Below are 12,370 nucleotides of genomic sequence, written 5' to 3' on the forward strand. Positions count from 1 at the left end.
TCCTTTCACCTCTCCCCGCTTGCGGGGAGAGGTCGAATTCGATCGCAGATCGAATTCGGGTGAGGGGGTACAGGTCCAACGGCAGGCTCACCCGCGGAGAGAGGCCCCTCACCCCAACCCTCTCAGGGCGAGCGAAGCTCGTCCCGGCCCCGTAAGAACGGGGCGAGGGAGCGCACCTGTGCCGGGGGGCGGCGGTCTTCGTTTTGGGCGGTAAATCGTGGGGAACTGGCTCCAATCCCTTGAATCCGGGGGCCATCCGCGCCACCTTGCGCGACCCAGGCGGCTTTGGTCATATCGGCAGGAATGATCCGGCCTTGCGGGGTCTTCGGTGCCGTGGCGCGCGTCCCGCCGCCCGGCCTTCTCAACGCTGTGTTTTCCTAAGGGATCGGGCGAGTAGTGCAATGAAGGTTACGGTCGAACGCGCGCAATTGCTGAAGTCGCTGGGCCATGTCCACCGCGTGGTCGAGCGCCGCAACACGATCCCGATCCTCGGCAACGTGCTGGTGCGCGCCGAGAACGCGAAATTGTCGCTGAAGGCGACCGACCTCGACCTCGAAGTGACCGAGACGCTGCCGGCGGAAACCGCGACTGCCGGCTCCACCACCGTGCCGGCGCACATGTTCTACGACATCGTGCGCAAGCTGCCGGACGGCTCGCAGATCGTGCTGGAGGCCGACGGCGACCGTGCCGTGCTCGCCATCCGCGCCGGCCGCTCGCGCTTCACGCTGCAGACGCTCCCCGAGAATGATTTCCCCGATCTGGCGGCCGGCGACATGTCGCATTCGTTCTCGCTCGCCGCCAAGGACGTCAAGCGGCTGATCGACCGCACCCAGTTCGCGATCTCGACCGAGGAGACGCGCTATTACCTCAACGGCATCTATCTGCATGCCGCCGGCACGCCCAAGGCCGCCACCTTGCGCGGTGTCGCCACCGACGGCCACCGCCTCGCCCAGCTCGACCTGGTGCAGCCCAAGGGCGCCGAAGGCATGCCCGGCGTGATCGTGCCGCGCAAGACGGTCGGCGAGGTGCAGCGCCTGATCGAGGACACCGAGGCTGAGATGACGATCGAGCTGTCGCAGGCCAAGATCCGCTTCACTATCGGCAACGTCGTGCTGACCTCGAAGCTGATCGACGGCACCTTCCCCGATTACGGCCGCGTCATTCCGCAGAACAACGACAAGGAGCTCGTCGTCGACAAGAAGGATTTCGAGAACGCGGTCGACCGCGTCTCCACCATCTCCAGCGAACGCGGCCGCGCGGTCAAACTGTCGCTGTCGGCGGGCAAGCTGGTGCTCTCGGTGACCAACCCGGATTCCGGCAGCGCGACCGAGGAGCTCGAGGTCGAATACGCCTCCGATGCGCTCGATATCGGCTTCAACTCCCGCTATCTGCTCGACATCGCCGCCCAGATCGAAGGCGACGTCGCAACGCTCCGCCTCGCCGACCCCGGCTCGCCGACGCTGGTGCAGGACCGCGACGACAAGAGCGCGCTCTACGTGCTGATGCCGATGCGGGTGTGAGGGGCGTGGTCCCTCGCCAGCGCACCCCGCTTCTTGTGCCAAACGCGATGCCCGTTGCTGCGCCCTCTCCCCTTGCGGGAGAGGGCAGCTCCGCTAGCAGCCACAACCTCACTCGGGTGAGGGGTCCTCTCGCCGCACCTTCACTGTGGAGACAACCCCTCACCCGCCGCCGCTACGCGTCGGCACCCTCTCCCGCAAGGGGAGAGGGTGAAAGCACCGCGCGTCAACGACATTCGGAATGAACGCCGATGCCGCAAGATCCGCACCATCGGCCAACGGCCAGGCATCTTCGCCAGTTCGCCAAGAAAATGCGACACGAGCCGACCGATGCTGAAGCTGCGATGTGGCGCTTGCTGAGGGATCGCCGTCTGTCCGCGTTCAAGTTCCGCCGGCAGGTCCCATTCAAGAATTTCATTCTCGATTTCGTCTGCTTCGAGAAGCGTCTGGTGATCGAGATCGACGGAAGCCAGCACGCGTAATCGCGGCGTGACGCAGTTCGCGAAGCCGCGCTATCCGCAGAGGGGTTTTCGATCGCGCGCTACTGGAACAATGACGTGCTGCAGCAGCCCACCTCTGTGTTGGAGGATATCCTTGCAAAGCTTGCAGGGCGGTAAGATACCCCTCACCCGTCGCCTCACTTCGTGAGGCGCCACCCTCTCCCACAGGGGGAGAGGGGAAGAACCGCGTCCATGACAAAGAACTGATGACCCCCTCGCGCATTCATCGCCTGACGCTGACGCATTTTCGCAATTACCGGGCGGCTGGGCTCGAGACGGCGGCTGATCTGGTGGTGCTGGTCGGGCCGAATGGGGCGGGTAAGACCAATTGCATCGAGGCGATCTCGTTTCTGTCGCCGGGCCGCGGCCTGCGTCGGGCGACGCTGGAGGATGTCGCCGACAACCAGGGCGACGGCTCCTGGGCGGTGTCGGCGCAGGTCGAGGGCGCGCTGGGGCTGGCCACGCTCGGCACCGGCATCGATGCGCCGCGCGCGGACGCCGCCGTCACCCGGCGCTGCCGCATCGACCGCGAGCCGGTGGGCTCGGCGGCAGCGTTCGGCGATCACATCCGGATGGTGTGGCTGACGCCGGCCATGGACGGGCTGTTCATGGGCGCGGCCTCGGAGCGCCGGCGCTTCTTCGATCGTCTCGTGCTCGCCATCGACAGCGAGCATTCCAGCCGGATCAACGCGCTCGAGCGCTCCTTGCGCTCCCGCAACCGCCTCTTGGAGACGCGCAATTACGACGACCATTGGTGCGACGCGATCGAGCGCGAGACGGCCGAGCTCGCAGTCGCGGTGGCGGCCACGCGCGGCCAGACCGCGGCAAGGCTCACCGGCATGCTCAACGCGCGCGCGCAAGGATCCGCATTTCCGTCCGCTCAAATCGCGCTCGACGGCTGGATGGAGAATGCGCTGCTCGAGGAGACCGCAACCTCGGTCGAGGACCGCTATCGCCAGATCCTGCGCGACAACCGCCCGCGCGATGCGATCGCCGGCCGCACCACCGACGGCCCGCATCTCACCGACCTTGCGGTCGTCTACGCGCCGAAGAGCATGCCGGCGCGCGATGCCTCGACGGGCGAGCAGAAGGCGCTGCTGATCGGCCTCGTGCTGGCGCATGCGAGCCTGGTCGCCGAGATGACGGGCATCGTGCCGCTGTTGCTGCTCGACGAGGTGGTTGCGCATCTCGATCCGAACCGCCGGGCGGCGCTGTTCGACGAGCTGAAGACGCTCGGCGCGCAGGTGTGGCTGACCGGCGCCGATCCTGCCGCCTTCGCCGAGATCGGCGCGGGGGGCGAAGTGTTTGACGTCGAGAGCGGACGAGTCTCGGCCCGCAGCTAGGCCGCCGCATTGAACCCGCTTGTTTGCGGCCACGACTAGCTGCTTGTGGCCGCAAGAGGCGGCCATCGCGCGGGATTTCACAACTGGCGCGATATCCTTGGAGCATGAGCATGGCGAGTGTGGGGCGCAGGGCACAAGCTCCGGCACGATGGCAGTTGTTTGCGTGCGGCTTCGCCCTGCTTGCGATGTGCATGCTCGCGGCCAGCGCCGGTGCCTCGCTGCCGCATCTGTTTCCGACGACGCTCACGCTGGATTCCGATGCCAAGCTGCCCGCACCGACCCGCTACACTTACAGAGGGATCCACACCACGCTGATGCAGGGCGTCGACGCGCCGCTCCGCGTCAGGCTGGAGACCACCGTGCCCGCGGGGCTCAGCGACGTGCTCGCCTTCTACCGGACCGAGCTTCGCAAGCTCGGCTGGCAAGAGCAGCATGATGGCGCCGTGATCAACGCCGATCACGTCCGGCTCGCCTTCGTCTCGCCGCTGGGGCCGGCCGCGCTGAGGCTCGACCGCAAGGATTCCGGCACCTCGGTTCATCTGGTGCAGAAGAACACGGACACGGCGACCAGAGCGAACGTGCTGCCCGAGCCCGGCCAGGCGAAGCTGGTGTTCAGCAATATCGGCGACAAGGAAGCGGTCCTCACCATCAACGAGCGGACCATCCCGCGCCCGGCCGGCGCGAATGCCGTCGCGCTGGACCTCGCGCCGGGCGAATATTCGTACAGGCTGGGCGTCCCGGGCCAACCCGCCACCACGAACATCCTCACCGTCGCCGCCGGCGACACTTGGGAGCTCACGGTCGGGCGCGACGGTGACGCCTGGCCGCCGCTCCAGCTGTACTGAGCCTGTTGAACCTCTCCGGTTCCCGGCGCGACTTCTCGTCTGAAGCCGCGCCGACGGCGCCGCAGCCCGCCAATGCGCAAGGGCATGACGATCCGCGCGACATCCAGGAGTTTTTTGACGATGCCGATGATCCGGCGCGGGGCGCAAGTCCCGGCAAGATGGCTGCTGCTTGCCTGCGGCATTCTCGCAATAGTGATCCCCTCGCGTCCCGCCGGCGCGGCAGACGATGGCATCGTCGACGTCCATACGCTGCCGCGGCTCGACGGCGCGGTGGAGGACACTTCGCGTCCCGACACCTATCGCGTGATCTACACCGTGCCGACCCCGCTTGCCGCCACGTCGGACGCCACCAGGAAGCTGCTGAGCGCCGACGGCTGGGTGCCCTATGTGTATCCGCTGGATGAGAAAAGCACAGCGTTGACTTTCAAGAAGGGACGGCAGGGGCTGCGCGTTTCCTTCACACAGGCGCGCGGGCGACCCGATCAGTCCGCGGTGTTCTACACGCCGAACCGGATCTACGCGAACGTGCCCTTTCCGGGAGACGCGATCGATCTCGTGTTCGACGAAACCCGGCCCTATCTCAGCTGCATTGCGCCCGGCGTGCTCGATGCGACCGCAGCATTCTTTACGAAGGACATGGCGGCGATGGGATGGCGCAAGCTTAACCCCGATACGGCATCGCGCTGGCCGAACGCCGATCTTGCCGCGGCCGTTCCGAACGGCGTTCGCATCTTCTACGACCACCCCGATCGCGACGCGACGCACGTCTACCAGAAGCCGGTGATGCTGACCCTGACGCGCCGCGACGATGGCCGCACCAATGTCGAGATCCGGGTGGCGCCGTTCGCACTTCCGGAGGTGCTCGAGGCCGACAGCGAGATGGCCGGCCTGCCGCGGCCAAAGCCGACCAAATCTGCGCGGAGCCTCGGCAGCGCCGACTCCAACAAGCGCGAGATCTCGGCGGCCGCAATGGCCGAGCTCCCCGCCGTGCTCGCCTTCTACCAGCGCGAGCTCGCCGCGCGCGGCTGGCAGGAGGATGGCCGCGCGCCGCTCCTGCCCGGCGACGAGATCGCGATCAAGATCTCCAACACTGATGAAACCGGTGTGCTGCGGCTCGGCCGCAAATATGATTTCACCATGGTCAGCCTGGCCACGCAGGTGAAGGAATCCGCACTCGCCGCCCGCGCCAAGGCGAAGAAGGAAGCCGACGCGAGATTCCTGAGCGATGCCTTGGGTACGGCTCAGCAGCTCATTGCTGCCGATGATATCAGGCGCAAGACGCAGGCCGCCTCTCTGTCGGACGCCCCGCTCAATGCGCTCGCTGACAGCAAGACGCCGGTGCCGCTGCCCGAAAACGCCGAAGGCGTGACATTCGAAGGTGGCGACGGCCGGCTGGAATTCTCGTCGGCATCGAGCGTGAAGGCGCTCAGCAGCTTCTATCGGACCGCGCTGAAGAGCTCGGGCTGGAAGGAGCAGCGCTCCGTCATCAACCAGCCGAACATGGCGGTGATGGCGTTCTCGAAAGGCGGCAAGTCGATCTCGATGACCGTGATGCAGATGGGCCCGAAGGTGAATGTCCGCGCCGACGGATCGGGCCTGGTGACGGAAGCGGCCAAGCCTGCGGCCGGCGCGGAGGTCGAGGTTCAGGCCAAATCCGCCGAGCCGCTCAAGCCCGATCCTGAGTCGCCGCTGCCAGTGCCGACGCAGCGTTCGTCGAAATCGCTCGCCACCACGAAGATGCCCGGGGGCGAAGCGCCGCTCCGCCGCGAGCTGGAGGCCAGCATCCCCGCTTCGCTCGAGGAGGTCCTCGCCTTCTACCGGGCCGAGCTTGCAAAGCTGGGCTGGCAGGAGAGGGCCGACGGCGCGGCCGTGTCCGCGGAACGCGCGCAGATCGACTTCACCTCGCCGCAAGGTCCCGCCGTGCTCAAGCTCGGCCGCGCCAAGGGCGAGACCACGGTCAGCCTGGCGCAGAAGAATGCCGATGCCGCGGCCAAGGCCGAGATCATGCCGAAGGCGGGACAAGCGCGGCTCATGCTCGGAAACATGGCAGCGAACGAGGTCGCGCTGACGATCAACAAGCAGACGGTGAAGATTGCAGCCGGCGCCGGCGGCCCGCAATCACCGAAAGGCCCGATGCTCGATCTGCCGCCCGGCAAATACGAGTACGCGTTGCGCCTGCCCGGCCGCCCTGCGCGTAGCGAGTCCCTGACCGTTGCCGCCGGCGAGGCCTGGGGTCTCCTGGTGGGCCCGCGCGGCGACGTGCTGCCGCTGCAGATGTACTGATCTCATGTCCGCGGGTGTATCGGCCTGGTTGAACCCGTCCAGTTCGCGGGGCGACTAGTCGTCGAGAAGGCGGCGGCCCTGTCGCAGCCGCTGCATCGCGCGAAGGCCGCGGTATTCCTGGAGAGTAGACATGACGACGGCATGGCGCGGGACGAAGGTCCCGTCACGGTGGTGGCTGTTGATGTGCGGCCTTACTCTTCTTGCAGGCTGCTCGCCGGAGCCACTTACCGCAGCAGATCCCCGCGCCGACATGCCCGTGCCGACGCGAGCCAGTCACGCAAGCTTCGGCACCACGCACGCCTCCGGCATCGATGTCCCGTTCCGGCTCGAACTCAAAGCCCATGTACCCGCAGAGCTCAGCGACGTACTGGCCTTCTACCGCGCGGAACTCGGAAAGCGCGGCTGGCAGGAGAAGCCTGATGGCGCGATGGTCGAGGCCGATCACGCGCTGCTCGTCTTCGCCTCCCCGAAGGGGCCGGGCATGCTGACACTCGACCGCGCCAATGGCGAGACCACAGTCGACCTCGTGCAACGAAATACCGCGGTCGCGGCCAAGGCCAACTTCCTGCCGAGAGCAGGACACGCGCGGCTGATCTTCGGTTATCTTGTACCTGATGTCGCCTCGCTCGCGATCAACGACCAGACCATCGAGATCGCGGGCGGCGTCAACCATCCACAAATGCTGGATCTGCCGCCCGGCACGTACTCCTACGCGCTGCTCGTGTCGGGCCGTCGGATGCGCACCGACACCATTACTGTGGCTGCCGGCGAAACGTGGAGCCTCAGGTTGGATGACGACGACAGGAAGCCGGATCAGATCTACTGACCAGCGGCCGTTTCCGAGCGCCGCGGTGCCTCGGAACAGGCATCCACATCACCGCAAAAACCACGCCTTAGAAGGCCCCAAGCAGCCCCTCGAATCACGCTTTTTGCAGCGCCCAAAAACGCCCTGCAAGAGCCTTGAAAGCCGGCCAAAAAACCCTATCTTCTCAAGAGGTTGTCGGAGGATACTTTGCGCTAGGCGCAAGCGGTCTTTCATGGCACAAATAGCCCCGCAAATCAGCGCCTTTGCGCCGCTGATTCGGGCGACATCTCGAAGGCCTCTCATGACAGAACCTGCTCGGCAGCACGCTGCCGAAAACGAGCCCTCCAACGCGAGCGATTACGGCGCGGAATCGATCCGCGTGCTCAAGGGACTCGATGCCGTCCGCAAGCGCCCCGGCATGTATATCGGCGACACCGACGACGGCTCGGGCCTGCACCACATGGTCTACGAGGTCGTCGACAACGCCATCGACGAGGCGCTCGCCGGCCATGCCACGCGCGTCGACGTCATCCTCAATCCCGACAATTCCGTCACTGTGCGCGACGACGGCCGCGGCATTCCCGTCGACATCCACAAGGGCGAGGGCATCTCGGCGGCCGAGGTCATCATGACCCAGCTGCACGCGGGCGGAAAGTTCGACCAGAACTCCTACAAGGTCTCCGGCGGCCTGCACGGCGTCGGCGTCTCCGTGGTCAACGCGCTGTCGAGCAAGCTGATGCTTCGCATCTGGCGCGACAACAAGGAGCATTATATCGAGTTCGCGCATGGCGATGCCGTCGCACCGCTGAAGGTCGTCGGCGATGCCCCGGGCAAGCGCGGCACCGAAGTGACGTTCCTGGCCTCGACCGAGACCTTCAAGAATGTCGAATACGACTTCGCCACGCTCGAGCACCGGCTGCGCGAGCTCGCCTTCCTCAATTCAGGCGTCAACATCGTGCTCTCCGACATGCGCCACGCGGTCGAGAAGCGCGAGGAGATGCACTATTCCGGCGGCGTCGAGGAATTCGTCAAATATCTCGACCGCAACAAGAAGGCCCTGGTGCCGGCGCCGATCATGGTACGTTCGGAAGCCAATGGCATCGGCGTCGAGGCGGCGCTGTGGTGGAACGACAGCTACCACGAGAACGTGCTGTGCTTCACCAACAACATCCCGCAGCGTGACGGCGGCACCCACCTCGCCGGCTTCCGCGGCGCGTTGACGCGCCAGGTCAACGGCTATGCCGAGGCGAATGCCAAGAAGGAAAAGATCGCGCTGACTGGCGACGATTGCCGCGAAGGTCTCACCGCCGTTCTCTCGGTGAAGGTTCCCGATCCGAAATTTTCGTCGCAGACCAAGGACAAGCTGGTGTCCTCGGAAGTGCGCCCGGCGGTGGAGAACGTCCTCAACGAGGCGCTCCAAGCCTGGTTCGAGGAGCACCCGAGCGAAGCCAAGATGATCGTCGGCAAGGTGATCCAGGCCGCGGCGGCCCGTGAAGCTGCGCGAAAGGCGCGCGAGCTGACACGCAAGAGCCCGCTCTCGGTCTCCTCGCTGCCGGGCAAGCTCGCGGACTGCCAGGAAAAGGATCCGGCCAAGTCCGAGCTCTTCATCGTCGAGGGCGACTCGGCAGGTGGCAGCGCCAAGCAGGGCCGCAACCGCGAATTCCAGGCCGTCTTGCCGCTCCGTGGCAAGATCCTGAACGTCGAGCGCGTGCGTCCCGACAAGATGCTGTCGTCAGAGCAGATCGGCACGCTGATCACCGCGCTCGGCACCGGCATCAGCGACGAGTTCTCGGTCGAGAAGCTGCGCTATCACAAGATCATCGTGATGACGGACGCCGACGTCGACGGCGCCCACATCCGCACGCTGCTGCTGACGTTCTTCTATCGGCAGATGCGCGACATCATCGACGGCGGCTATCTCTATATCGCCCAGCCGCCGCTCTATAAGGTCTCACGCGGAAAGTCCGAGCAGTACCTGAAAGACGAGCGGGCGCTGGAAGACTATCTCATCGACGCTGGCCTCGATGATTGCGTGTACATGCCCGGCACCGGCGGCGACCGCTCCGGACGCGATCTGCGCGCGCTCGTCGACGATGCCCGCGTGGTCCGCAGCATCCTGCGCAACCTGCACAGCCGCTATAACCGCAAGGTGGTCGAACAGGCCGCCATCACCGGCGTGCTGAACAAGGAGATCTACGGCGATCCCGAGAAGGCGGCGGCCGCTGCGCAATATATCGCGAGCCGGCTGGACAACCAGGCCGAGGAGGTCGAGCGCGGCTGGGTCGGACAATTCGTCGAGGGCCAGGGCTTCCTGTTCGAGCGCACCGTGCGCGGCGTCAAGGAAGCCGCTGTCATCGACGACGCGCTGCTCGGCTCGGCCGAGGCCCGCAAGCTCGACGAGTACACGACCAGGCTCCAGGACGTTTACGCCCGCTCCGGCAAGCTGCGGCGCAAGGATTCAGAGCACGTGGTCCACGGCCCGGTCGACCTGTTCGAGGCCGTGACCGACGCGGGCCGCAAGGGCATCACCCTGCAGCGCTACAAAGGCCTCGGCGAGATGAACCCGGAGCAGCTCTGGGAGACGACGCTGGACACCGAGGCGCGCTCGCTGCTGCAAGTGAAGGTCAAGGAGGTCGACGAGGCCGACGACATCTTCACCAAGCTGATGGGCGACGTGGTCGAGCCGCGCCGCGATTTCATCCAGGAACACTCGCTGAGCGCGACGATCGATATTTGAGGCCGGCGTCGCATTGGGGCCGATCGGCCAGCCAAGCACTCGCTGCACTTCTCCCGCTTGCGAGGTCGTCACGCTCGCAGATCGTGACGGGTGAGGGCTTTTTCCTTGGGGGATTGTCCCATTGCGGAGATAGCCCTCTCCCCCGCCCTCCCCCGCAAGCGGGGGAGGGAGCGCACCACCATCTTGGCGACACCGCCCTGAACCTCTCCGCTCTTGATCACGACGAAACGGCATGAACCCGTTGGCCCACTCCGACCGGGAAGCCTCGCGTCATGACCGCTACTGCAACGCCTCCCTCCGCTGCGCCCTCACGCCGCCTCGGCATCATCGGCAGCATTGTCGGCGTGCTGGCGCTGATGGCGGCGGTGTTGCCGCATTGGGTCGTGCCGATCGTGTTTCCGCCGCCGCCGGCGGACAAGGTGATCGTCGACACCGGACATCGCATCAAGGACCGCATCGTCGCGAAGGTAAAGGGCGTGGAGTATCAGGCTCCGAGGCCAGAGAAGTCGGCTGGACGAAGCTGGAGTGAAACCGCATCGGTTACGGCAATCTCGCTCGGCCTGCTCGCCATCCTGTTCTCGGTGCTCTCCCTGATCTTCCGGGAGGAACGGCTCCTTGCCGCTGTTGCCGCCACACTCGGCACCGGCGCCATCGCCATCGAAATCTCCTTCTTCATGATGGGGGTTCTGATCCTGATCGCGATCCTCTACGTGATCGGGAATATCATCGGGCTGTTCTAAGGTCGGTTTCCTGCCACAAGCACCGGACGGACGGGTGAGAGCCCGCCCACTACAATTGCTCCCGCGCTCAAATCTCTGTAGTTTCCGCCCGAAACAGGCCCTCCCACTCAACAGGACAGCGAGAACCCCGTGGCGCCCATCCAATACATCGTCGAGGGCGGTCACCGGCTCTCGGGCTCGATCGAGCCGTCCGGCAACAAGAATTCGGCGTTGCCGATCATCGCCGCCGCGCTGCTGACCGAACATCCGGTCGTGCTGGAGAACGTTCCGCGGATCCGTGACACCGAGACACTGGTCGAGCTGGTCCGCTCGGTCGGCGCGTCGGCCGAATGGTCCGCGCGCAACACGCTTCACATCCACGCCAAGAGCATCCGCGCCGCCGACCTCGACCCCGAGCTGTGCGTGCGCATTCGCGCTTCGATCCTGCTCGCCGGGCCCCTGCTCGCCCGCTGCGGCGAGGTGATGCTGCCGCCGCCCGGCGGCGACGTCATCGGCCGCCGCCGGCTGGACACGCATGTGCTCGCGCTGGAGCAGCTCGGCGCCAAGGTCATCGCAACCGACCGGCTCGAATTCCGCGCGCCAAAGCTCGCGGGCGCGGACGTGTTCCTGGACGAGCCGAGCGTCACCGCCACCGAGAACGCGCTGGTCGCGGCGGTCGCCGCCGACGGCGTCACCTATTTGCGCAACGCGGCCTCCGAGCCGCATGTGCAGGACCTCGCCAATTTCCTGGTCGCGCTCGGCGCCAGGATCGAAGGCATCGGCACCAACACCATGATCATCCATGGTCAAGCCGCGCTCGGCGGGACGACGTACCGGATCCAGCCCGACCATATCGAGGTCGGCTCGCTGATCGGGCTGGCTGCGGTGACGCGCTCTCCCTTGCGCATCGCCCGCGCGGGCGTCGAGCATCTGCGCTCGATCCGCATGGGCTTCGAGCGGCTTGGCATCGTCTGCCGGATCGAGGGCGACGACCTCATCGTGCCCTCCAACCAGACATTGAAGATCCAGGACGATTTCGGCGGCCATGTGCCGAAGCTGGAGGACCAGCCCTGGCCGGCCTTCCCCGCCGACCTGATGTCGATCGCAATCGTCACCGCGACGCAATGTGAGGGCGTGATCCTGATGTTCGAGAAGATGTTCGAATCCAGGATGTTCTTCGTCGACAAGCTGATCGCGATGGGCGCGCGCATCGTGCTGTGCGATCCGCACCGCGCCATCATCGCCGGCCCCAGCCGCCTGCACGGCGCGACGATGACCTCGCCCGACATCCGCGCCGGCATGGCGATGCTGCTCGCGGCCGTCTGCGCCGAGGGCACATCGACCATCAACAACGCCGACCAGATCGAGCGCGGCTACGAGCGCATCGAGGAGCGGCTGAACGCGCTGGGGGCCAGGATCAAGCGCGTGCCGGAGAGGAAGGGCTGAGGCACTTCTTCCAAGCCTCTCGATCGAACATCGATCTCGTGCCCCGGACGCAGTATCGTAGGGTGGGCAAAACGAAGCGTGCCCACCGCTTCTGTCGCGGTGTTGGACGGATGGTGGGCACGGCGCAAATGCGCCTTTGCCCACCCTAGGATTCTGGGTCCCGGCTCGCGCTTCG

At 65.9% G+C, this 12,370-nt stretch carries 8 protein-coding genes and 1 pseudogene; all 9 read left to right on the forward strand.

Annotated features, from left to right (window positions below; genetic code table 11):
- The first annotated feature begins 401 nt into the window (after positions 1–401).
- The 9 genes and pseudogenes from dnaN to murA all read left to right on the forward strand — a co-directional run bounded on the left by dnaN (position 402) and on the right by murA (position 12,195).
- Positions 402–1,520: a DNA polymerase III subunit beta gene (dnaN, locus tag HZZ16_RS22665; protein ID WP_036002613.1), complete on the forward strand. Its 1,119-nt coding sequence runs from the start codon at positions 402–404 to the stop codon at positions 1,518–1,520.
- 248 nt (positions 1,521–1,768) lie between these two features.
- Positions 1,769–2,134 (forward strand): annotated as a pseudogene (locus tag HZZ16_RS22670) (endonuclease domain-containing protein).
- 89 nt (positions 2,135–2,223) lie between these two features.
- Entirely contained in the window at positions 2,224–3,360 is a 1,137-nt protein-coding gene (gene recF, locus HZZ16_RS22675; RefSeq protein ID WP_197951874.1) for a DNA replication/repair protein RecF, read from the forward strand.
- 185 nt (positions 3,361–3,545) lie between these two features.
- Positions 3,546–4,205: a hypothetical protein gene (locus tag HZZ16_RS22680; RefSeq protein ID WP_376707581.1), complete on the forward strand. Its 660-nt coding sequence runs from the start codon at positions 3,546–3,548 to the stop codon at positions 4,203–4,205.
- Positions 4,206–4,325: 120 nt separating this feature from the next.
- On the forward strand, positions 4,326–6,488 hold the full coding sequence (locus HZZ16_RS22685; RefSeq protein ID WP_197951878.1) for a hypothetical protein: 2,163 nt from the start codon (positions 4,326–4,328) through the stop codon (positions 6,486–6,488).
- 130 nt (positions 6,489–6,618) lie between these two features.
- Positions 6,619–7,314, forward strand: a complete 696-nt coding sequence (locus tag HZZ16_RS22690) for a hypothetical protein (RefSeq protein ID WP_246510310.1) — start codon at positions 6,619–6,621, stop codon at positions 7,312–7,314.
- A gap of 280 nt (positions 7,315–7,594) precedes the next feature.
- Positions 7,595–10,030, forward strand: coding sequence for a DNA topoisomerase (ATP-hydrolyzing) subunit B (gene gyrB, locus HZZ16_RS22695; RefSeq protein ID WP_197951880.1), 2,436 nt, complete (start codon positions 7,595–7,597; stop codon positions 10,028–10,030).
- Positions 10,031–10,302: 272 nt separating this feature from the next.
- Positions 10,303–10,770 carry an inner membrane protein YidI gene (gene yidI / locus HZZ16_RS22700; protein WP_197951882.1) on the forward strand — a complete coding sequence of 156 codons (468 nt, stop codon included), beginning with the start codon at positions 10,303–10,305 and terminating at the stop codon, positions 10,768–10,770.
- 129 nt (positions 10,771–10,899) lie between these two features.
- Positions 10,900–12,195, forward strand: coding sequence for a UDP-N-acetylglucosamine 1-carboxyvinyltransferase (gene murA, locus HZZ16_RS22705; protein ID WP_197951884.1), 1,296 nt, complete (start codon positions 10,900–10,902; stop codon positions 12,193–12,195).
- Positions 12,196–12,370: the final 175 nt, after the last annotated feature.

Source organism: Bradyrhizobium glycinis, from assembly GCF_016031655.1.
Taxonomy (GTDB): Bacteria; Pseudomonadota; Alphaproteobacteria; order Rhizobiales; family Xanthobacteraceae; genus Bradyrhizobium; species Bradyrhizobium glycinis.

Excerpts from the sequence above, each read along its gene's own strand:
- dnaN (WP_036002613.1), top strand. The coding sequence starts at position 402 with ATGAAGGTTACGGTCGAACGCGCGCAATTGCTGAAGTCGCTGGGCCAT.
- recF (WP_197951874.1), top strand. The coding sequence starts at position 2,224 with ATGACCCCCTCGCGCATTCATCGCCTGACGCTGACGCATTTTCGCAAT.
- HZZ16_RS22680 (WP_376707581.1), top strand. The coding sequence starts at position 3,546 with ATGTGCATGCTCGCGGCCAGCGCCGGTGCCTCGCTGCCGCATCTGTTT.
- HZZ16_RS22685 (WP_197951878.1), top strand. The coding sequence starts at position 4,326 with ATGCCGATGATCCGGCGCGGGGCGCAAGTCCCGGCAAGATGGCTGCTG.
- HZZ16_RS22690 (WP_246510310.1), top strand. The coding sequence starts at position 6,619 with ATGACGACGGCATGGCGCGGGACGAAGGTCCCGTCACGGTGGTGGCTG.
- gyrB (WP_197951880.1), top strand. The coding sequence starts at position 7,595 with ATGACAGAACCTGCTCGGCAGCACGCTGCCGAAAACGAGCCCTCCAAC.
- yidI (WP_197951882.1), top strand. The coding sequence starts at position 10,303 with ATGACCGCTACTGCAACGCCTCCCTCCGCTGCGCCCTCACGCCGCCTC.